19 protein-coding genes, 1 tRNA gene and 2 pseudogenes are annotated in these 20,831 nt (G+C 70.6%); 11 read left to right on the plus strand and 11 right to left on the minus strand.

Translation table 11 applies throughout. The annotated features are described in order from the left end of the window. Positions 1-36: 36 nt before the first annotated feature. Both ACTWP8_RS10890 and ACTWP8_RS10895 read right to left on the minus strand, forming a co-directional pair. Complete coding sequence (locus ACTWP8_RS10890; RefSeq protein ID WP_443321928.1) at positions 37-270, minus strand: hypothetical protein; 234 nt, start codon at positions 268-270, stop codon at positions 37-39. A 120-nt stretch (positions 271-390) separates the two neighbouring features. Beyond that, positions 391-2,736, minus strand: a complete 2,346-nt coding sequence (locus ACTWP8_RS10895) for an N-6 DNA methylase (RefSeq protein WP_443321929.1) — start codon at positions 2,734-2,736, stop codon at positions 391-393. A gap of 789 nt (positions 2,737-3,525) precedes the next feature. Between ACTWP8_RS10895 and ACTWP8_RS10900 the strand changes: the two are divergent. From ACTWP8_RS10900 to ACTWP8_RS10920, 5 genes and pseudogenes are all read left to right on the plus strand, one after another. Continuing rightward, positions 3,526-4,128 (plus strand): annotated as a pseudogene (locus tag ACTWP8_RS10900) (replication initiator); the annotation flags it as partial. Then, positions 4,125-4,304 (plus strand): DNA-binding protein, encoded by a 180-nt coding sequence (locus ACTWP8_RS10905; protein ID WP_443321930.1) that lies wholly within the window; start codon positions 4,125-4,127, stop codon positions 4,302-4,304. The pseudogene ACTWP8_RS10900 and the gene ACTWP8_RS10905, both read left to right, overlap by 4 nt. Beyond that, positions 4,301-4,543: a hypothetical protein gene (locus tag ACTWP8_RS10910; protein WP_443321931.1), complete on the plus strand. Its 243-nt coding sequence runs from the start codon at positions 4,301-4,303 to the stop codon at positions 4,541-4,543. Before ACTWP8_RS10905 ends, ACTWP8_RS10910 begins: the two co-directional genes overlap by 4 nt. Positions 4,544-4,647: 104 nt before the next feature. Continuing rightward, positions 4,648-5,055: a hypothetical protein gene (locus ACTWP8_RS10915; RefSeq protein ID WP_443321932.1), complete on the plus strand. Its 408-nt coding sequence runs from the start codon at positions 4,648-4,650 to the stop codon at positions 5,053-5,055. A gap of 102 nt (positions 5,056-5,157) precedes the next feature. Beyond that, positions 5,158-5,529, plus strand: a complete 372-nt coding sequence (locus ACTWP8_RS10920) for a hypothetical protein (RefSeq protein ID WP_443321933.1) — start codon at positions 5,158-5,160, stop codon at positions 5,527-5,529. Here the strand turns inward: ACTWP8_RS10920 and ACTWP8_RS10925 are convergent. The 7 genes and pseudogenes from ACTWP8_RS10925 to galU all read right to left on the minus strand — a co-directional run bounded on the left by ACTWP8_RS10925 (position 5,521) and on the right by galU (position 11,104). Further along, positions 5,521-5,594 (minus strand) — tRNA-Ala (locus ACTWP8_RS10925). The genes ACTWP8_RS10920 and ACTWP8_RS10925 overlap by 9 nt on opposite strands. Before the next feature lie 105 nt (positions 5,595-5,699). Then, on the minus strand, positions 5,700-6,854 hold the full coding sequence (gene sepX, locus ACTWP8_RS10930; RefSeq protein ID WP_443321934.1) for a divisome protein SepX/GlpR: 1,155 nt from the start codon (positions 6,852-6,854) through the stop codon (positions 5,700-5,702). 151 nt (positions 6,855-7,005) lie between these two features. After that, positions 7,006-7,629 (minus strand): GNAT family N-acetyltransferase, encoded by a 624-nt coding sequence (locus ACTWP8_RS10935; RefSeq protein WP_443314209.1) that lies wholly within the window; start codon positions 7,627-7,629, stop codon positions 7,006-7,008. A 2-nt stretch (positions 7,630-7,631) separates the two neighbouring features. Then, the gene (locus ACTWP8_RS10940; RefSeq protein ID WP_443321935.1) at positions 7,632-8,126 is read right to left on the minus strand and encodes a MogA/MoaB family molybdenum cofactor biosynthesis protein; all 495 of its coding nucleotides are present in this window, start codon (positions 8,124-8,126) and stop codon (positions 7,632-7,634) included. A 131-nt stretch (positions 8,127-8,257) separates the two neighbouring features. Continuing rightward, positions 8,258-8,737: pseudogene (moaC, locus tag ACTWP8_RS10945) on the minus strand (cyclic pyranopterin monophosphate synthase MoaC); the annotation flags it as partial. 54 nt (positions 8,738-8,791) lie between these two features. Continuing rightward, positions 8,792-10,159: a molybdotransferase-like divisome protein Glp gene (gene glp, locus ACTWP8_RS10950; RefSeq protein WP_443322060.1), complete on the minus strand. Its 1,368-nt coding sequence runs from the start codon at positions 10,157-10,159 to the stop codon at positions 8,792-8,794. Between the two features lie 42 nt (positions 10,160-10,201). Next, the gene (galU, locus tag ACTWP8_RS10955) at positions 10,202-11,104 is read right to left on the minus strand and encodes a UTP--glucose-1-phosphate uridylyltransferase GalU (RefSeq protein WP_443321936.1); all 903 of its coding nucleotides are present in this window, start codon (positions 11,102-11,104) and stop codon (positions 10,202-10,204) included. An 82-nt stretch (positions 11,105-11,186) separates the two neighbouring features. Here galU and ACTWP8_RS10960 point away from each other — a divergent pair, with 82 nt between their 5' ends. Next, entirely contained in the window at positions 11,187-11,786 is a 600-nt protein-coding gene (locus ACTWP8_RS10960) for a 5-formyltetrahydrofolate cyclo-ligase (protein ID WP_443321937.1), read from the plus strand. A 9-nt stretch (positions 11,787-11,795) separates the two neighbouring features. Here ACTWP8_RS10960 and ACTWP8_RS10965 read toward each other — a convergent pair whose 3' ends face one another. Beyond that, positions 11,796-14,558: a penicillin acylase family protein gene (locus tag ACTWP8_RS10965; protein ID WP_443321938.1), complete on the minus strand. Its 2,763-nt coding sequence runs from the start codon at positions 14,556-14,558 to the stop codon at positions 11,796-11,798. Positions 14,559-14,752: 194 nt separating this feature from the next. Between ACTWP8_RS10965 and ACTWP8_RS10970 the strand changes: the two genes are divergently transcribed. From ACTWP8_RS10970 to mscL, 5 genes are all read left to right on the plus strand, one after another. Further along, positions 14,753-16,252 carry a potassium/proton antiporter gene (locus ACTWP8_RS10970; protein ID WP_443322061.1) on the plus strand — a complete coding sequence of 500 codons (1,500 nt, stop codon included), beginning with the start codon at positions 14,753-14,755 and terminating at the stop codon, positions 16,250-16,252. A gap of 461 nt (positions 16,253-16,713) precedes the next feature. Beyond that, the gene (locus tag ACTWP8_RS10975; protein WP_443321939.1) at positions 16,714-18,048 is read left to right on the plus strand and encodes an MFS transporter; all 1,335 of its coding nucleotides are present in this window, start codon (positions 16,714-16,716) and stop codon (positions 18,046-18,048) included. Positions 18,049-18,114: 66 nt separating this feature from the next. Then, positions 18,115-18,495: an FmdB family zinc ribbon protein gene (locus ACTWP8_RS10980; protein ID WP_443321940.1), complete on the plus strand. Its 381-nt coding sequence runs from the start codon at positions 18,115-18,117 to the stop codon at positions 18,493-18,495. A 122-nt stretch (positions 18,496-18,617) separates the two neighbouring features. After that, positions 18,618-19,466 carry an S-methyl-5'-thioadenosine phosphorylase gene (locus ACTWP8_RS10985; protein ID WP_443321941.1) on the plus strand — a complete coding sequence of 283 codons (849 nt, stop codon included), beginning with the start codon at positions 18,618-18,620 and terminating at the stop codon, positions 19,464-19,466. A 572-nt stretch (positions 19,467-20,038) separates the two neighbouring features. Further along, positions 20,039-20,479 (plus strand): large conductance mechanosensitive channel protein MscL, encoded by a 441-nt coding sequence (gene mscL / locus ACTWP8_RS10990; protein WP_443322062.1) that lies wholly within the window; start codon positions 20,039-20,041, stop codon positions 20,477-20,479. Positions 20,480-20,615: 136 nt separating this feature from the next. Here the strand turns inward: mscL and ACTWP8_RS10995 are convergent, their stop codons facing one another. Then, complete coding sequence (locus ACTWP8_RS10995; RefSeq protein WP_443314186.1) at positions 20,616-20,816, minus strand: hypothetical protein; 201 nt, start codon at positions 20,814-20,816, stop codon at positions 20,616-20,618. Between the last annotated feature and the right edge of the window lie 15 nt (positions 20,817-20,831).

Below are 20,831 nucleotides of genomic sequence, written 5' to 3' on the forward strand. Positions count from 1 at the left end.
TGACGCGCCGACCGGCGCGTCACGCTCTCGTGGCGACTACGTGATCTTTCGGAGTTCCTTCACCGCGGTGACGGCGACCAGGCAGGTGCCCATCGTCGCACCGAACGCGGTGCCGCCTGCCAGAACGGCCTCCACCAGGCCCGCCCCCGCAAGCGACTTCAGGATGCCGATGGCCATGGCGATGACGAGCGAGAAGAGTGCCATCGCCAGCAGCCACGGGACCCAGGTGTGGGCGGGGCGCGGCGAGGTCGGAGGAGCCGGAGGAGTCACGGCGAGTTCCCTTCAGAATGGTGTCGGAGAAAGTTGAGCGACGCCGAGGTGGGACGGAGCGAAGGGGTCCGCTTCACGGTCGACCGCGGGTCGGCGAGGGTCGGTAACGAGTGGAGGCCGTCAGCGCAGCTGATCGAAGGCCGTCAGCAAGTCCGCCATAGTGGCGCGGGCCTCCGTAACCGCCGTCGCGAAGCGCAGGTGTGCCGCGGCCTGCGCCTCCAGGGCGGCAAGTGCCCCCGCGATGCGCCGCTGCTCGTCGTAGGGCGGGAGGACGACCGGCTGGGTGCCCAGCGACGCCTTGCTGATCGTTGGCGCCCCGGTCGCGGAGGCCCGGTCGCGTACCCAGGCGACCGCGTCGGGGCGGCCGAGGTACGCGGCCAGATAAGCGGGATCGACCTCCGCCCGCTCCTTCACCCGCAGCCGCAGGAGGTTGGTGCTGATGAGCCAGCCGGCCTCCTGCGGCCGTACCAGCGCCGGCGGCCCCATGGCGCCGGACCGGATGCAGAGGATGTCACCCGCCTCCACCCGGAAGTCGCGCAGCCGGTCCGCCAACCGGAACGAGACATACCTATCGCCGATGTGGTCGATTCGGCCGTTGCGCAGATGGCTTGGGTACACCATGGGCACGTCGCCGTCCGGTGCGGGGGGCTCGGCACGCAGCCTGGTGTACGACGGGCCCGCGGCGATGTCGCACAACTCGATCAGCGTGGCGTCCCGCTCCTTTGCCGAGGGCGGGAAACCCGTCCCGATCCCGGCGGCCGCCACGTCGGCGTCCGCTTCCTGCACCTCCCACCGCAGCTGCTCCACCGTGTGCCAAGCCTGGGTGACCGCGCGATCCGTGACCGGTGGCTGATGCCGCCCCGTGCCGAGGTGGACAGTGGGGCGGAGCGAGTAGCCCGTCTCCCGGATCGCCTCGCGGGACACGACGGCGGTGGGCACCAAACCGTTCCTGACTCCCCCGTCCGCCAACGGCTGTTCTCCCACCCTGGACGAGCGGGCCATACGGTACGCCTCGACGACCGCCTGGACGTCCTCGTCCCCCAGCACGCGTCTGCCCTTGTGCGTAGTGCCCACCTCCCGCGCGTCGAGGAAGACCACGTCCTTGCAGGCGTTCGCGGGGGAGCCCAGGAACCACACCGACACTGGGACGGATGTGCTGGAGAACAGCCGGTCCGGCAGCTCCAGCACACACCGCACCACGCCTTGCTCCACCAGGTTCTCGCGGATCGCCTGCTCGGCGCTGTTGGCCGAGTCGCCAGCCTTGTTGGGCATGACCACCGCGGCGGCGCCGCCGTTTTCCAGGCAACCGACGACGTACTGGGGATAGGCGAGGTTGTCGTTTCCGACGGGCGGAGCACCGTACGGCCAGTCCCCTTCGGCGCGGGCCTCCCGGGTGGAGTCGCTCATGTTGAACGGCGGGTTGGTCAGTACGAGCGAGAACTGCGACGCGACGCGCTCCCGCCCCTGAGACCAAGGCGTCCGGCGGGAGAGCCGCACCCAGGAGCGCACTCCCAACAGCGCCAGATTCATGCTCGCCAGCCGGGCGGTGCCATGGGCATGGCTGTACCCGCGCACCTCTCTTGGGAACGAGGCCTGGCGGTGCTCCACCGCCGCGGCGAGAAGCTCCCCGCCGCGGGCGTACGGGTCGAAGACCGCCCCGAGTGTCCCGGGAGCGCGCTCATCCAGAGCGATCGAGACCATGATTCGTGCCACGGCGTGCGGCGTGAAGAACTCGCCGCTGCGCAGCCCTGCCCGCCTCTCGTACTCGTCGAGCACAAGCCGGAACGCTCCCGGACCCAGCAGCCCCACCTGTCGCACGACGCTCGTGAGGTCGGCGTAAGTCCGGGGTTCCAGTCGCAGGAGTTGCTCCTGCATGCCGGGGACCATCCCCAAGCGCTTCAGTAGCTCGTCCACCACCTCCCCGATGTGGCGTAGGAGCAGGCGGCTGCCGTCCGATCCGCTGCCCGTGCCCGCCTGCTCCATCACCCGACCCCAGTGCGGATCGTCGGCTCCGCGCAGGAAGAGCAAACAAAGCAGCAGGTTCATGTAGTCGACGACCGAGCCGGCACCCCGTACCCGCTCGACCTGCTCCCCCATAAGCTCGCGCACCCGCTGCACGTCTCGCGAGCTCCGCTCGGCCGGGCTCAGACGTGGCGTCGGTCGGGTCAACGGGAACTCCGGCGTGCCGCCGGTGGCGTCGGCCGCCGTCCGCAGTGCGCGGCGCATCCGATCGCCGTAGGTGGCACCGTCCGGCTCCGACGCGCCGCGCGACCGCCCGGGGATCGCCCGGTCGTCAAGCCAGGCAAGGATCGCGTCCTGCCGGAACAGCTCCATGTCGCCGGCCCGCTCGGCTGCGGGGAAACCGGGCATTTTCCTCCAGTAGTTGACGGTCGTTCTGGCAACACCGGCGAGGGAGCCGATCTGTGCCTGTGTGAGCAGTCGTCCTTCGTGCGGTGCGCTGAGCATCGCTCAACTCCATTTCTCGGGGTGCGCCTTCGGCGTCCGGATGACCACGAGAATAGGAAAGATGACTGACTTACGAGAGTGAGCACTGGGAGTGCTCATTCGTCCACCTGCATGCAACGTGGCGGGCACGACATGCATCCAGCCGCTTGTACAGCGTGCCATGTGACACTCTCTTACGCCTTACGCGTCACCCATTGCCGACTTCAGACATGAAGGGGGATACGAAGACAGTGCGGCGATCAAGAGTCCTTGGCGTGCGCGCCAGCTGGGACTAATCCCCGTTGAGGCTGACGAAGCGAACCGGCTCCGCAAGGACGTGGGTCGCGCCCTTCTCATCCGCTAGTCGAGCGGCGAGGGTGGCCTGGCCAGGAGGGGTGGCAACGTCTCCCCGAACCTCAGTCCGCGACTGTGCGGTCGTCTACCTCGGGCAGACACAGCGTTGCGCCGGTTTCCACCAAAGCGACGCGCCAGACGTCCCCGTGGAGGCCGTCACGCCGCAGAACCCACCGGTCGCTCGTCCGGACGGTTCGTCATCACCAGGACGACAAGGAGGCCGCCAGGGTGGCGTTGGCCCGGTGCCCCGCCCAGGTCCACCAGCGCACGTCGCCGTCGGAGTGCCGAGTGACCACCGTCCCTCCGGGTGTGGACGGTGTGCAGATGGCTGTCCCTGGCCTCGGCGAGCCTTGGTGGCCCGTGCGGTCAGTTCGCGGTGCTGCTGCAGGCGAGGCGGCCTCCCCGGCCAGATAGACGCGTACCCGATCACTCCTGCGGCCAGCCGTCGTCCCGTACCGCCAGGCGGTCAAGGCTGCCGAGGTGCCCAGCCCTGTGGTCGACGGCCGCGTCCACACCTTCGCTTTCGGCACTCAGCTCGACATCCGCCCGATCCGCTCCGCCGATCTCGACGGCGGCACCGCGCTGACTGCCCGCGCTGTCGCCGCGTACATCGCCAAGTACGCCACCAAAGGCGCCCAGACCACCACCGGCACCCTGGACCGGCCGCTGAAGTTCCTCGCCGAGCTAGCCCGGATGAACCTCTCCGACCATGCCCGGCGACTGATCCGCAGGGCCTGGCAGCTCGGCGCCCGCCCCGAACTGGCAGACCTCCGGCTGCGGGCCTGGGCCCACATGCTCGGCTTCCGCGGCCACTTCTCCACCAAAACCCGCCGCTACTCCACCACCCTCGGCGCCCTCCGCGCCGCCCGTGCCGATTGGCGACGCCTGCAAGCTGCGATCGCATGCGGTGACGAGACCCCCATGCCGACCGACGCAGACAGCGACGAAACCACGCTCGTCCTCGCGCAGTGGACCTTCGCCGGAACCGGCCTCACCCGGGGTGAGGAATGGCTCGCCGCCGCACTCACCCACGACACCACGGAAGGAGATACGGCATGACCACCGCTCTGGTGGAGAGGAAGTGGTACACCACCGCCGAGGTTGCCAAGATGCTCGTGCTCAGCGGAGAGATCCGCTCAGTCAAGGATGGCCGCAACCGACGCATACGGCCGCGCTGGGTTGACGAGTACGTAGAGCGCCGCGCCCGTGAGGTCGAGCAGGGGTGGTCCGCATGAGCGGGAAACGCGGTAACGGAGAGGGTTCCATCTACCCGTACAAGAACGGCTTCGCAGCGTACGTCTGGGTTACGACTCCGGTCGGTGAGCGCAAGCGCAAATACGTCTACGGCCCAACGCGCCCTGTGGTGCATGAGAAGTGGGTCAAGCTCCATGCTGAAGCGAGCAAGGGACCGGTGGCCACCAGCTCGCCAACGCTCGCTCAGTACCTCGCGTATTGGCTCAAGAACGTCGTGTAGCCGGATCTGAAGCCGAAGACCGCCGAGACGTACGCGATGCACGTCCGCCTCTACATCGCGCCCGGCCTCGGCGATAAGGGTTGGACAAGCTCACGGTGCGTGACGTGCGTGCGTGGGTCAACAAGTTGATGGATCAGTGCCAGTGCTGCGCACAGGGCAAGGACGCCAAGCGGTCAAAGGACGAGCGGCGCTGCTGCGCGATCGGGCGGTGCTGCGAACAGGTCCCGTCCCGCCGCACGGTGCAGGATGCACGGGCCGTACTCCGGTCGGCGCTCACTAACGCCATGACGGAAGAGCTGATCACCGAGAACGTCGCGGGTCTCGTCAAGGTCCGGTCGGGCCGGAAGCGGAAGCGCGAGCCGTGGTCGGTCGAGGAAGCCCGGACGTTCTTGGAGGCCGCGCGCAAGGCCGGTGATCCGCTGTACCCGGCGTACGTACTGATCCTCGTCCTGGGCTTCCGCCGGGGAGGTGCTCGGGCTCATATGGGACAACGTGAATCTAGACGCGGGTGAGATCACGCTGGAGCACCAGTTGCAGCGCATCAACCGCCGCCTAGTGCACGACGAGACCAAGACTCAGGCGTCGACCGCAACGCTCCCCGGCCTCAGATCTGCGTGACCGCGCTGCAACTGCGGCAGAAGACACAGGAGGCCACCAAACAAGCGGCTCGGGAGCTGTGGACCAAGTCCGGCTTCGTGTTCACCACGCGGTACGGCACTCCGATTGATCCCCGAAACTTCAACCGTGAGTTCGCTGCCCGGTCCGTCAAAGCGGGCGTGCGCAAGATCCAGCGCGGCGAGCAGCGATCCGCAGGTGTGCCGAGTACACACACGTTCCGTCCGAGGCGACACGCAAGGCGCTGCGGAAGCTCGGCAAGCACCTCGACGGGCAAGATCGAAACTAGTTGCTGTACTTCGTTGCTGTACGGCACGACAGAGCCCCTGCCGGATATCTCCGTCAGGGGCTTTGAGCTGCTGTGGACCTGAGGGGATTTGAACCCCTGACCCCCTCGATGCGAACGAGGTGCGCTACCGGACTGCGCTACAGGCCCTTGCAACGGGTGAAACCTTAGCACTCCGGCCGGAGTGCTTGGAAATCCGTTCCCCGGGGGCGGGCCGGTGACCTGCCCCGGCGCCGCCCCCCTCTACCGCTCCCGTCACTCGTTGGCCGCGCGCGGCCGGTCCTGCTCTGCGTACTGGTCGAAGAGCGGGGTGCGGCCGCGCTCACGGGCACGGCGGCCCGGGGGGCGCCGGACCGCGGGGCCCGGGTCGGCCGGGGGCGCCGCCTCAGCAGCCGGCTGAGCGCTCGCGTTCGGCTCGGCGGTGCTGGAGCGGGCCGAGCTCCAGGCGTCCGGTGCGTCGAGGTCCAGGCTGCCCGTGGCCCGCGGGGCGACGGGCGCGGTGACGTACGTGGGCAGGGGCACCGGCACCGGGTCCCAGCTGTCCCCCTCGGCCGCGCCGCGCCGGCGCTGCTGGTCCACCCACTCCGCGTGGTCGGTCTGCTCGACCAGCGCGCGCCTCCCCGCGGCGTGCGGGGAGGCGGGGCCTGCGCCGTCGGCGGCCGCGCCGTCGGAGCCGGGCGCCGCGGGGTCGCCGTCCGCGGCGGCGTCCCCCGTGCCCTTCTCGGGGCGGGCGGACGGCCGCGGGCGGCGCTCGCGCAGCCGCTGGGCGGCGGCCTCCGCGCGGCGCTGATCCATGGTGAAGGCGAAGCGGCGGCGCTCCTGGCGGCGCAGATGCGCGATGTACGTGCTGAGCAGGACGGCGGGAACGGCCGGAGCCCACAGGAAGGCGAGGCCACCGACCGCGGCGACTACCGAGCCGAGGGTGAAGGCGAGGAACAGCACCATGGTGGTGCGCCGACGGCGGGCGAAGGCCTTGGAGCGCCGGGCGCGCTGGGCCGCGGACGGGGCGGGTCGCTGTGCGGGCCGGGGCGCCGCGCGCTCCGTGCGCCCCTGCGGTGCCTCATCGCGCCGATCGCGCCGCTGCGATGCCTCGTCGACCTCCGCGGAACGGCGCTGCGCGCCGGGTCCGGACGCGGAGACGGCGAAAGCCCGGACGTCGACCGAGTCGGTCTCGGCGTCCGGGTCCGCGGCACTCCGCTCGGGTTCCCCTTCGTCGGAGTTGCGCTTCTCCAGGTCCTTGGCGTAACGGCGCTCCATTCCCGCCCGTCCGGCCAGCAGCCGGATGGCGGTGCTGAAGCGTTCCGTCGGACGGGCTTCATTGAGCTCGTCCTGCCTACGGAGCCACATCGGCACCAAGTAGGCGGCCCAGGCCCCGACGATGACTGCGTAGATGAGGCCACTGCTGCTCACGCCTCACACGGTAGAGGGGTTCGCGGGAGGCCATCCGCCAATTGGCGCGGTGTGTCGCACGATCTGGCTGATATCTCGAACCTTTTTTGTGATTGTTGAGATCAGCATCCTGCGAATCTGATCGCACCTGCCCCAATTTCGAACATGTATTTCATTTATGGGCTGTGTGGGGCCTCACCCGGTGCCAGCGCGAGACCAGGCCCTCGGGGACTTCCTCCGCCGTCAGCGCGTAGACGAGGTGGTCACGCCAGTCCCCGTCGATATGGAGGTAGCGCGGCCGCAGCCCTTCCTCCCGGAATCCGAGTTTTTCCACGACTCGGCGGCTCGGTCCGTTCTCCGGCCGGATGCACACTTCGATGCGGTGCAGCCCGACCGTACGGAAGCAATGGTCGACCGCGAGTGCGACGGCCGTCGGCATAACTCCGCGGCCCGCCACCGCCTCGTCGACCCAGTAACCGATGTGGCCCGAGCACATCGAGCCCCAGGTGATCCCGGCAACCGTCAGCTGCCCGACGAGCTGTCCCCGGTATTCGATGACGAACGGCAGCATCCGGCCCGCGTGCGCCTCGGCGCGCAGGTGGCGCACCATCTGCCGGTACGAGGGGCGGTGGGCGACGGGGCTGCCGGGGGCGGGCGGCGGGATGGTCGCCTCCCAGGGCCGCAGCCAGTCGCGGTTGCGCCGGTTGACCTCGCGCCAGGTGCGCTGGTCGCGCAGCTTTATGGGACGGAGGGCGACATCGCCGTCCGCCAGAACCACGGGCCAGGGGACGTTCAGCTTCAGCTCCCCGCGGGTCTGGGGTGGTCGCCGCCGCGGATCTGGTCGACGGCGTGGACGAGCAGGCGCTCCAGGACGGCCAGGCCGTCCCGGACGCCACCGGTGGAACCCGGGAGGTTGATGATCAGGGTAGTCCCGGCGACGCCTGCGAGCCCACGGGAGAGCGCGGCGGTGGGAACCTTGGCCAGGCCGGCGGCGCGGATCGCCTCGGGGATGCCGGGGACCTCGTAGTCGAGCACCCGGCGGACCATCTCGGGGGTGCGGTCGGTGGGCGAAATGCCGGTGCCTCCGGTGGTGAGCACGACGTCGTACGAGGCGGCGACGGCCTCGCGCAGCACGGCCTCGACGGGCTCGCCGTCCGGGACGACGCGCGGCCCGTCGGCCTCGAAGCCCATGGCGGTCAGGCCCTCGACGAGGAGGGGGCCGCCCTTGTCTGCGTAGACGCCGGCTGCGGCCCGGTTGGAGACGGTGACGGCGAGGGCGCGGTAGCGGCTCATGCCTGGCCCCGCTCTTCGGAACCGCCCGCCCCTGCTCCAGGCTCCTCGGAACCGCCCGCCCCTGCTCCAGGCTCCTCGGAACCGCCCGGCTCTGCTCCGGACCCTTCGGAGCCGCCCTGCGCCTCTCGGGAAGACCGCTGCCAACTGCCCGACTTCCCGCCGGTCTTCTCCTCGACCCGGACATCCGTGATGACCGCGGCCTTGTCCACGGCCTTCACCATGTCGATCACGGTGAGGGCGGCGACGGTGACCGCGGTGAGGGCCTCCATCTCCACGCCCGTCCGGTCCGTGGTCTTCACGGTGGCCGTGATCTCGACCGCGTCATCGGCCACCGCGAGGTCCACCTTCACGCCGGAGACGGCGAGCGGGTGGCACAGCGGGATCAGGTCCGGTGTCCGCTTGGCTCCCATGATCCCGGCGATACGGGCGGTGGCGAGGGCGTCGCCTTTGGGCACGCCCTCCCCGCGCAGCAGCTCCACGACGCGGGGCGAGACCAGCACACGGCCGGAGGCCCGGGCGGTGCGCGCGGTGACGTCCTTCCCGGAGACGTCGACCATACGGGCCGCGCCCGCGTCGTCGAGGTGCGTGAGGTGCTGCTTGCCGCTGCTCATCGTTCTCCTGGTCCGGTCCCTGTGGGCAGACACCGTACCGGCAGCGGCCGCCGATCAGTCGAGGAGGACCACGGCGACCTCGGCGCCCGGCTCCACGGACGTGGTCTCCTCGTCCACGATGATCAGTGCGTTGGCATGGGCGAGGGCTTTCACCAGGTGGGAGCCCGCGCCGCCGACGGGAGTGACCACCCCGTCCGCGTACCGCCCCCGCAGGAACTGGCGCTTCCCCTTCGGGGATGACCGGATCCCCTGGGGGCACACCGCCCGGACCGTCTCGCGCTCGACCGGATCGAGCCCCATGAGGCTGCGGATCGCGGGTCGTACGAAGAGCTCGAAGGAGACGTAGGAGCTGACGGGGTTGCCGGGCAGGGCCAGCAGCGGGGTGCGGTCGCGGCCGATGCGGCCGAAGCCCTGGGGCTTGCCGGGCTGCATGGCGAGCTTCCGGAACTCGACCCGGCCGACCGCGCCCGCGGCCGGGGAGCCGTCCTCCCCGGCCACCTCGAACGGGGAGAGCGCCTCCTTGACCACGTCGTACGCGCCGACGCTGACGCCGCCGCTGGTGACGATGATGTCGGCGCGGATCAGCTGGTCCTCGATGGTGGAGCGGAGGGTGGCGGCGTCGTCGGCGACGGCTCCGACGCGGTAGGCGATGGCCCCGGCGTCGCGGGCAGCGGCGGTGAGCGCGAAGCTGTTGGAGTCGTAGATCCGGCCGGTGGTCAACACCTCGCCCGGCTGGGCGAGTTCGCTGCCGGTCGACACGACCACGACCCGCGGCCGCGGCCGGACCCTGACCGAGCCCCTGCCGATGGCGGCGAGCAGGCCGATCTGCGAGGGTCCGAGAACCGTACCGGCCGTGAGGGCCAGCTCTCCGACGGTGACGTCCGAGCCGCGGGCGCGGATGTGCGCCCCTGCCTCGGCGGAGCGGTGGACCCGGACCTCCCCACCTGAGCCCTCGGGCGCCTGGGCCGCGGCCGGCATTCCGGCGGCCGGGCCGCCGCCCGTACCGCCGTCGGTCCACTCGACCGGCACGACCGCCTCGGCGCCTGGCGGGATCGGGGCGCCGGTCATGATGCGGGCGGCCTCGCCCGGCCCGACGACGGGCAGCTCGCCACAGCCGGCCGCGATGTCGCCGATGACGGTCAGGACGGCCGGGTACTCCTCGGACGCGCCGGTGACGTCGACCGTACGGACCGCATAGCCGTCCATGGAGCTGTTGTCGAAGGGCGGCAGGGCGGTGGGGACGGTGACGTCCTCCACCAGGACGCACCCCTGGGCGTCGAGGAGTTGCAGCTCGATCGGCTCGAGCGGCCGGACGTGCCTGAGGATGTCCTGCAGATGCTCCGTCACGGTCCAGACGCGGTCGTCGTCCCGCGCCTCCCCCGCCGCACCGGGGTCCGGGCCCGTACGGGGTGTGTCCCCCAGCCCGTCCGGCGCGGCGGCCCGGTCAGCGGTGTTGCTCAATCGCTACATCTCCTCGGTGACATAACTGCGAAGCCAGGCCCGGAAGTCCGGCCCCAGGTCTTCACGTTCGCACGCGAGTCTGACAATGGCACGCAGGTAGTCGCCACGGTCGCCGGTGTCATAGCGGCGGCCCTTGAAGACGACGCCGTGGACGGGACCGCCGAGGGAGGGCGTCTCGGCGAGCGTGCGGAGCGCGTCGGTCAGCTGGATCTCGCCGCCGCGGCCCGGCTCGGTCTTGCGGAGCACATCGAAGACGGCGGCGTCCAGCACGTAGCGCCCGATGATGGCGTAGTTGCTGGGCGCCTCCGACGGATCGGGCTTCTCCACGAGGTCGGTGACCTGGACGACGTCGTCTTCGCCGGTGGGCTGGGCGGCGGCGCAGCCGTAGAGGTGGATCTGGGCGGGGTCGACCTCCATGAGGGCGACGACGCTGCCGCCGTGCTGCTCCTGCACGTCGATCATGCGGGCCAGGAGCGGGTCACGGGGGTCGATCAGGTCGTCGCCGAGGAGGACGGCGAAGGGCTGCTCGCCGACGTGCGGAGCGGCGCAGAGGACAGCGTGGCCCAGGCCCCTGGGGTCGCCCTGGCGGACGTAGTGGATCGTGGCGAGGTCGCTGGACTCCTGGACGCGGGCGAGGCGGGAGTCGTCGCCCTTGCGGCGCAGCACCTCTTCGAGCTCGTAGTTGCGGTCGAAATGGTCCTCGAGCGGCCGCTTGTTGCGGCCGGTGACCATCAGAACGTCGGGCAGACCGGCGGTGACGGCTTCCTCGACGACGTACTGGATCGCGGGCTTGTCGACCACTGGCAGCATTTCCTTGGGAGTGGCCTTGGTGGCCGGCAGGAAACGGGTGCCGAGTCCGGCGGCAGGGATGACAGCCTTGCTGATCCGGGAGCGCGATTCAGTCATGCGGAGAACCATAACCGGTACGTATGAGTGGAAGATGTGGTCCCGGTAAATACGTTCTCATACAGAGAGGTTTGTACCCACTGTGAATCGAAGCCAGGTTAGGAAAGCCGAGTTGCGGCGGGATCTCCTGGCGGTAAGAGCCGGGTTGACAGTGGATGACGTCTCGGGAACAGAGGCCGCTCTGGCGCGGCAGGCCCTGGAGCTTCCGGAGCTCGCGGGGGCCCGCACGGTCGGCGCGTACGTCTCGGTGGGCCGCGAACCGGGGACGCGCGCGCTCCTCGACGCACTGCGCGCGCGTGGCGTACGGGTCCTGCTCCCGGTGCTGCTCGAGGACAACGACCTCGACTGGGGCGCGTACGAGGGCCGGGAGCGGCTCGTGGCCGCCCGGCGCGGGCTGCTGGAGCCGGACGGGCCACGGCTGGGGCCCGGCGCGATCACGGCCGCGGACGCGGTGCTGCTGCCCGGACTCGCGGTGGACGAGCGGGGCATGCGGCTTGGCCGCGGCGGGGGCAGTTACGACCGCGTCCTGGCCCGGCTGGCCGCCGCCGGCGCGGACCCGGCCCTGGTGGTGCTGCTGTATGCGAACGAGGTGGTCGTCCGGGTTCCTGAGGAGCCGCACGACCACCCCGTGGACGCGGTGGTGACGCCCGACGGTGTCAGGCGCTTCCGGCACCGGGACTGAGCGCCGCCGCTAGGGTGTCAGCGCCAGCGTGTCGGACGTGGCGTCCTCGACCTTCCGGCCACTGAAGGCCCAGGGCAGCAGCTCGCCCTTGGCCCACTTGTCGGTCTGGTCGCTGTAGTGGTCGTTGTACGCGTGCCCTGACGCGCCGGTGAGGTTGATCCAGCGCGACTTGTCCAGATCCCCCAGGTTGACGATCATCCGCATCGACGGCACCCAGATCACGTCGTAGCCGCCCGCCGCGTTCCATCCGCTGGCGTTGACCGCCGCCTCGCCGCCGCCCAGGTTCCACGGCCCCCGGTTGAGGAGGTGCTGGACCATGCCGGGTCCGTCGGTGCCCAGCGTCTGGTTCTTCAGCGTCAGCTGGTGCAGACGGCCCCAGCTCCAGGTGTCGGCGTCCTTGCCCAGCTTGGCGGTGAGCTCCCAGCGGGCGTCGCTCATGGCGTGGGCGAGCAGCTCGTCACGGCTGCGGTCCCCGGGGTTGCGGACCGTGCCGGAGGTCTTCCACCAGTCGTTGTCCTCGTCCCTGAGGATCGACCTGATCACCTCGTACCAGCGGTCGCCGCCGTCCGGCTGGGCCTCGTCGGGGGCGCGCTCGCCGCACTCCCGCACCGTCCGCGCGTTGCCGTCCAGGTCCTCCAGCGGGCCCGAGTCGTCCGCCGGGCGCACGCGCAGGCACTGGCCCTCGACCCGCAGCTCCTTGGGCAACTTGTTGCCGAACGCCAGCTTCAGGGTGTTGCGCCAGACCGCGTTGAAGTAGGCGGCCGCGGCCGAGTCGGCGTCCTGGGTGTAGTCCCAGCCCTCCAGCAGCTTCTGCGCCTCACGGACGTACGGGTCCTTGACGTCGATCTTGAGCAGATAGGGCGTGAGCAGCTCGGCGATCTCGCTGCTGTTGTCCAGCTGCATGGTCTGCATGTCGTCCGTCGAGATCTTGCCGCCGTCCTTGATCTTCGACTGGATGAGATCGGTGATCCGCTGGCTCCGCGCACCGTAGCCCCAGTCCTCGGTCAGCAGGTAGGGGTAGGTGCTCTGGTCTATGACGGCCTGGTTCGCGGTCACGATGTAGCCGCGCGAGGGGTTGAACTCCCAGGGCAGCGCGGACTGCGGGACGTACCCCGTCCACTTGTAGCGGGAGTCCCAGCCGGGTGCCGGGTAGCGGCCGTCGGCCGGGTGACGGCCGTCGCCCTTGCCGCGGACCGGGATCAGGCCCGGCGCCTGGTAGCCGATGTTGCCCTGGGTGTCCGCGTAGACGAGGTTCTGGGAGGGGACGGCGAGATCGCGGGCGGCCTTGCGGAAGCTCGTCCAGTCGGAGGCGGCGTTCAGTCCGAGGACCGCGTCCATGGACTTGCTCGGCGCGAGCCCGGTCCAGCGCAGCGATACGGCGTAGCCGCTGCCGCGGTCGGGCGCGGCGTCGCCGACCGGTGCCTGCCGTCCGACCTTGCTCAGCTCGCCGTTGCGGTCGGAGACGATGGGCCCGTTCCCGGTCGAGCGGACCGTGATCTCGCGCGGGGAGCCGTCCGCGACCTTGATCGTCTCCTTGCGGGTGGTGAACGGGACCTGCTTGTCGTCGGAGAGGTAGGTGTCGCTGGTGACCTTCTCCAGGTAGAGGTCGGAGACGTCAGCGCCCAGGTTGGTGAAGCCCCAGGCGATGTCCTGGTTGTGGCCGATGACGACGCCCGGCATGCCGGAGAAGGTGTAGCCCGCCACGTCGAAGCGGCAGGACTCGCTGACGCTGCGGCAGTGCAGCCCCATCTGGTACCAGAGCGAGGGCATCTGCGGCGCCAGGTGCGGGTCATTGGCCAGCAGCGGCTTGCCGGTGGCGGTGTGCTTGCCGGAGACGACCCAGGAGTTCGATCCGATGCCGTTGCCGTTGGGGCCGAGCAGCGCGGGGATGTCCTCCAGGGTCTTCGAGAGCGAGGACAGCTGGGTCCTGGTGCCCTGCGCGGCCACGCCTGCCGCGGTGTCCGCGTCCGCGTCCGCGCCGCTCTGCGAGCGGGTGGCGGTGCCCTTGGGGTCGAACGTCTTGGTGGCGCCGCTCACGGAGCCGGCGCCGACGATCGGCCGGTTGCGGTCGTACGGGTAGTCCGGGTAGAGGTCCTCGATCTGCTGCGGGGTGAGGCGGCTCGACATCAGCGAACGGTCGATCTCCTCCTGCATGTTGCCGCGCAGGTCCCAGGCCATGGCCTTGAGCCAGGCGACCGAGTCGACCGGGGTCCACTTCTCGGGGGTGTAGTCGTTGCTCAGGCCCAGCGCCGCGTACTCCACGGACAGGGCGGAGCCCTCGTGGTCCTTCAAGTAGGCGTTGACTCCCTCGGAGTACGCCCGGAGGTACTTCTTCGTGCGCGCCGAGAGCTTGGTGTCGTACTCCTGCTTGGCCACCCTGTGCCATCCCAGCGTCCGCAGGAAGGCATCGGACTCGACCTGCTCTTCCCCGAACATCTCGGACAGCCGGCCCGCGGTCATGTGGCGGCGGACGTCCATCTCCCAGAACCGGTCCTGTGCCTGGACGAAGCCCTGCGCGCGGAAGAGGTCCTCGTCGAAGTCCGCGTAGATCTGCGGGATGCCGTGGCCGTCCCGCTTGACCTCGACCGGTCCGGAGAGGCCCTTGAGCTTGAGCGAGCCGGTGGTCTCCGGGAAGGAGGCGCGCACGGTGCTGACGCTCCAGTACGTGCCGTAGCCGAAACCCGCCACGAGCAGCAGCACGACTGCGATCACGAGGAGGCGGGCACGTCGACCCTTCTTCTTGCCCGAGGGGCCGGTCTTGATGGCGGGCATCGCTGTCCTTAGAGGGGCAGGGTGGACCTGGGAGTGCTGGAGCAACCATAGGCGCAGCGCCTGACCGGCCCGTACGGGGAGTCGGGGCGCGACGATGGCCGGCGTCAAGAACCCGTAAAATATTAGGTAAGGCAATGAACTTCCGGTCGGTGAGCAGGAACGTTCCGGCCATAACGTGAGAAAGGGTCCGGCCCCTGACTGTCCACCACCTGAACGAACTCCTGCTGGTCTGCTCGATCCTTCTGCTCGTCGCGGTGGCGGCGGTCCGGATCTCCTCGCGCAGCGGGCTGCCCAGCCTGCTCATCTATCTGGGGATCGGCGTCGCCATCGGCGAGGACGGCATCGGCATCGGCTTCGACAACGCCCAGTTGACCCAGGTGCTCGGTTATGCCGCGCTTGTGGTGATCCTGGCCGAGGGCGGCCTCGGGACCAAGTGGCGGGAGATCAAGCCGGCGCTGCCGCTTGCGGCGGTGCTGTCGACGGTGGGCGTCGCGGTGAGCGTGGGGATCACCGCGGCGGCGGGTCACTACCTCGTAGGTCTCGAGTGGCGGCAAGCGCTGATCATCGGCGCGGTGGTGTCCTCCACGGATGCGGCGGCGGTCTTCTCGGTGCTGCGGAAGGTGCCACTGCCCCCGCGGCTGACGGGCGCGCTGGAGGCCGAGTCGGGCTTCAACGACGCACCCGTGGTGATCCTGGTGGTCGCCTTCTCGACGGCAGGGCCGATCGACTCCTGGTACGCGCTCCTGGGCAAGATCGTCCTGGAGCTGGCGATCGGAGCCGCGGTCGGCCTCGCGGTGGGATGGCTCGGCGCCTTCGGGCTCCGGCATGTGGCGCTGCCCGCCTCCGGCCTCTACCCGATCGCCGTGATGGCCATCGCGGTCGGTGCCTACGCGGGGGGCGCGCTCGCGCACGGCAGCGGATTCCTCGCCGTCTACATCGCGGCCCTGATCCTTGGCAACGCCAGGCTGCCGCACTGGCCCGCCACCCGGGGCTTCGCCGAAGGCATCGGCTGGATCGCCCAGATCGGCATGTTCGTCCTGCTGGGGCTGCTGGTCACGCCGCACGAGCTGGGCGACGACATCGTGCGGGCGGTCATCGTCGGCCTGGTGCTGACCGTGGTCGCGCGTCCGTTGTCGGTGGTGGTGAGCACGACGCCGTTCCGTACGCCCTGGCGGGAGCGGGCGCTGCTGTCCTGGGCCGGGCTGCGCGGCGCGGTGCCGATCGTGCTCGCGACGATCCCGATGGTGTACGAGGTGGACGCCAGCGAGGACATCTTCAACATCGTCTTCATGCTGGTGATCGTCTACACGCTGGTGCAGGGCCCGACGCTGCCCTGGGTCGCCAAGCGGCTGCGGCTGGGCAACGGCGAGACGGCGGCGGACCTGGGGATCGAGTCGGCGCCGCTGGAGCGCCTCGGCGGACACCTGCTGTCGGTCTCCGTCCCGCAGAAGTCCCGGATGCACGGCGTGGAGGTCGGTGAGCTGCGGCTGCCCAGGGGGTCCGCAGTCACCCTGGTCGTACGGGAAGGGAAGAGCTTCGTACCATCGCCGACGACCGTGCTGCGGCGCGGGGACGAGCTGCTCGTCGTGGCGACGGACCCGGTGCGGGACGCGGCGGAGAAACGACTCCGGGCCGTGGCGGAGGGCGGCAAGCTGGCGGGCTGGCTGGGCCTCGGCGGCAACGGGGCGCGCTGAACGCGCGCGTGGGCGGGCCGTTGGGCCTGCACGCGCGTGTGGGCGGGTCGTTGGGCCTGCACGCGCGCGTGGGCGGGCCGTTGGGCCTGCACGCGCGCGTGGGCGGATCCGCTTGGCGTGCACGCGCGCGTGCCGGGTCGCCGGCCTGCGCGCGCGTGGCCGACGGGGCGTCCACTCCCGTGGGGCGTTACCGCGTCGCTGGTCAATCACAGGGAAGAGCGGCCTGCGGTCACGCAAATCACAGGATCTTGGCCCCATTTTCCCTATACAATCAAGCAGCAACCGACGACCCACTCTGCCTGATGCAGAGCTGGCGCGACCGCTCGGCGGCCGCGGTCCCCCTGCCACCTGATCGGTGCGGACCCCGGTATCTACCCCGGTCCAGCGCGAGAGGACAGCTCTCGGCGCGCTCCGTGAGGACCCACGCGGGTGCGCTACCAGGCGGCAGAAAGGCAACGGCCGTGGCATCCGCGGTCACCACCGCACCTCCCGCTCCCGTGCAGCGTCCCGGATACGGACAGCTGCTGCGCACACCCGGCGCATGGACGTTCCTGCTGCCCGGTTTCGCCGCCCGGCAGCCCTTCGCGATGCTCACCATCAGCATCGTGCTGCTGGTCGGGCACACCACGGGCTCGTACGGCACCGCTGGCGCGGTCGCGGCCGTCACCGGCGTCTCCATGGCCCTGTTCGCTCCACAGAGCGGGAAGCTCGCCGACCGCTTCGGGCAGAGCGCGGTCCTGGTGCCCGGCGTGCTGATCCACGCGGCGTCCGGAGCCCTGCTCACGGCGCTCGCGCTGGCGCACGCGCCCCTGTGGGCGCTGTTCGCCGCCGCAGTGCCGACCGGCGCCTCCGTCCCGCAGATCGGCCCCATGGTGCGGACCCGCTGGGCGGCCATGCTGGACCGCACCCCGCTCATGTCGACCGCGGCCGCCTTCGAGTCCGTCACGGACGAGCTGACGTTCGTCATCGGGCCGGTCCTCGCGACCGCGCTGTGCACCGGGGTCCACCCGGCGTCCGGCCTGGTCGCGGAGGCCGCGCTGACCCTGGCGGGCGGCCTGCTGTTCGCGGCCCAGCGCCGCACCGCACCGCCCGCGAACCGGCTTGCGCGCCGAGGCCTGCGCGAGCCGCACACCTCCGCCCTCGCCGTGCCGGGCATACGCGTGCTGGCCGCGGCCTTCCTCGGGATCGGCTCGGTCTTCGGCGGCATGCAGGTCTCGCTGACCGCCTTCACCCAGGAGATCGGGCAGCCGGGCATGAACGGCCTGCTGTACGGGATCTTCGCCGCGGGCAACATGCTCGCGGGTGTGGCCTGCGGCGCCATCGCCTGGCGCAGGCCAGTCCGGCGGCGGCTGCTGATCGCGTACGGCGCGCTGGCGCTGGCCTGCTCGGTTCTGTGGGCAGCGCACTCGCCGCTGTTGCTGGGCGGACTCGGGCTGCTGGCGGGCCTGTGCATCGCCCCCGCGCTGATCACCGGCTACACGCTGGTGGAGACCCTGGTCCCGCCGACCGCCCGTACGGAGGCCTTCACCTGGCTGACCGGATCGGTCGCGCTGGGGCAGGCCGCGGCGGTGACGGCGGCCGGGCAGCTGGCGGACGGCTTCGGCGCGAGCGCCGGATTCACGGTGCCGCTGGCCGGGACGGCGCTGGCGCTGCTGACGGTGGTGGCGTTGCGCGGGCGGCTCGTACCGCGGTCGGCAGGGGATCTCGGGGGTCCGGTCGCGGGGCGCGTCGCGGGGCGCGTCGCGGCGCGCGGGGCACGTGGGGTCGATCACCGTATGCCCGTTGCAGTGGACTGATCCCGAGGAATGCTGCACTATGGTGCGTCGTTAGCACTCATTGAGTGAGAGTGCCAGGAGGAGCAAGTGCCGACCTATCAGTACCAGTGCACCGAGTGCGGCGAGGGCCTCGAGGCGGTGCAGAAGTTCACCGACGAGGCGCTCACCGAGTGCCCCAGCTGCGAGGGGCGCCTGCGCAAGGTGTTCTCGGCGGTCGGTGTCGTCTTCAAGGGCTCCGGCTTCTACCGGAACGACAGCCGGAGCTCGGCGTCCGGCTCGGCCGGCAGCGCGGCGAAGTCGTCGTCGGGGGCGTCCTCGGAGTCGAAGAGCGACAGCAACGGCTCGTCTTCCTCGTCCTCCTCGTCGACGTCGTCCTCGTCGTCTTCGTCCTCCTCGTCTTCGTCGTCTTCGTCGTCGAGCGGCTCCTCCTCGTCTTCGTCTTCCCCGTCGTCGAGCAGCGCGGCCTGACGGGGATCACCCCGCTTACAGGCCGGGCGCAGACCGGCGGCCACACGCGCGCATCGGACGCCGTCGCCCCGAGTCGAGGCGACGGGGTCCGGCGCGTTCCCGGCCCCGCATAGAGTGGCCGCATGGTCGAGACGAGCAGCCCTCAGGCGGACATCGGAGTCATCGGCGGTTCGGGGTTCTACTCCTTCCTCGATGACGTGACCGAGATCGCGGTGGACACCCCGTACGGGCCGCCGAGCGACTCGCTGTTCCTGGGGGAGGTCGCGGGCCGCCGGGTCGCCTTCCTGCCCCGGCACGGCCGCAAGCACCACCTCCCGCCGCACCGCATCAACTACCGCGCCAACATGTGGGCGCTGTACTCGCTCGGGGTCCGGCAGGTGCTGGGGCCGTGCGCGGTGGGCGGTCTGCAGGCGGAGTACGGGCCGGGCACGCTGCTCGTACCGGACCAGCTGGTGGACCGTACGAAGGCGCGAACGCAGACCTTCTTCGACGGGGAGGCCCTGCCGGACGGGAAGGTGCCGAACGTCGTGCACGTGGCCTTCGCCGACCCGTACTGCCCGGTGGGGCGGGATGCAGCGGTGACCTCGGCGCGCGGGCGCGGCTGGGAGCCGGTGGACGGCGGGACGCTGGTGGTGATCGAGGGACCGCGCTTCTCGACCCGGGCGGAGTCGCGCTGGCACGCGGCGCAGGGCTGGTCGGTCGTCGGCATGACGGGGCACCCGGAGGCGGTGCTCGCCCGCGAACTGGGTATCTGCTACTCGTCGTTGACGCTGGTCACGGACCTGGACGCGGGAGCGGAGACCGGCGAGGGCGTCTCCATGGAGGAAGTTCTGCAGGTGTTCGGGAAGAACGTGGCGCGGCTGCGGACGGTGCTCTTCGACGCGGTAGCGGGACTCCCGGACTCGGCGGACCGCGACTGCCTGTGCGCGAGGGCGCTGGACGGGCTGGACACCGGGCTGGATCTGCCGTAGCTGCCATGGCTGCGGTGCGGTAGCGGGCGGAGGCGCTTGCTGCGGTAGCGGGCGAGAGGTTTGCTGCGCGTGTGGGTGACGGACTTGTCCACAACCGGGGAGTAGTCCACAGGCCTCAGCGGGGCCGGGCGAAGCCGTGCATCGTGATGAGCGGAAACGGGAGCAGATCCGCTCTCGCGTCTCCGCACTCCGGCTTCAGCTCTTCGCGACAGGTGGTGTCGTCATGTCCCGCATGCCCCGCCCTTCCCCCACCGTCGGCCACACCGGCGACGCTCTCCCCGCTCCCCCGCCGCGCGAGGTCCCTCTCTTCGGCCCGTTGCGACCGGGCAGCGCCCGCTACCGCCTGCTGAGAACCGTCCGCCGACGCCGACGCGCGATGGCGGCCGCCCTCGCCGTCACCGCAGCGGCCTTCGCCGCTGCGGCTGCCACTCCCGGCGGAGGCGATTGGACAGCCCTCTCCCACCCTGCCGTACATTGCGGAGCCGTCTGTTCCATTCATCGTGCGCGCAGAGAGAGGCTCCGGAGTGAGCGAGGAGAGCAAGGGCGTCCTGCACGGCTTCAAGCAGTTCCTGATGCGCGGGAACGTGATAGACCTCGCGGTCGCCGTGGTGATCGGCGCAGCGTTCACGAACATCGTGAACAGCGTGGCGAAGGGCGTCATCAACCCGGTCGTGGGCGCCTTCGGTTCGAAGAACCTCGACCGTTACACGCTGTGTCTCAGCGACCGGTGCCTGAAGAACGACGCGGGCGAGGTCACCGAAGGCCTCTACTTCCTCTGGGGCTCGGTCGTCAGCGCCACGATCACGTTCCTGATCACGGCGGCCGTCGTCTACTTCCTCATGATCCTGCCCATGAACCGCTACAAGGAACGGCAGGCGGCCAAGGCCGCTGCAGAGGACGCCTCTGCCGAGGCGACCGAGATCGAGCTGCTGGCCGAGATCCGCGATCTGCTGGCGGCTCAGCGGAACGGGACGGCGCCTGGACGCCTGCCGACGCAGAAGCAGCAGCCGTAGGCGTACGCGTACGGCTGCCGGAAGCGGTACGGCCGCCGGGAGCCGTACGACCGCGGGCAGTCGTGCGGCAGGCGGCAGGCGTGCGGCAGGCGGCAGGCGTGCGGCCGCGGGAAGCCGTGGCCGGGTGGCGGCCGGGTCAGATGTGGTGCGGCGGCTTTTCGTCGAGGAAGCGGGCCAGGTCGGCAGCGCTGTCGCCGGCCGAGGGCCGCTCGCCCCAGCCTCGGTCCGTGTCGTCCGTGGACTGCCGGCCGAGGGGATCGTCGAAGTCCAGCCTGGCGGCCGGGTCGGCGGGGCCGTCGGCGGACTCGGGCCGCTCGGGCGTCGGGGCTGTGCTCATTCGTCCAGGGTACGG

This window comes from Streptomyces sp. 7N604 (genome assembly GCF_052245475.1).
In the GTDB taxonomy this organism is placed as follows: domain Bacteria; phylum Actinomycetota; class Actinomycetes; order Streptomycetales; family Streptomycetaceae; genus Streptomyces.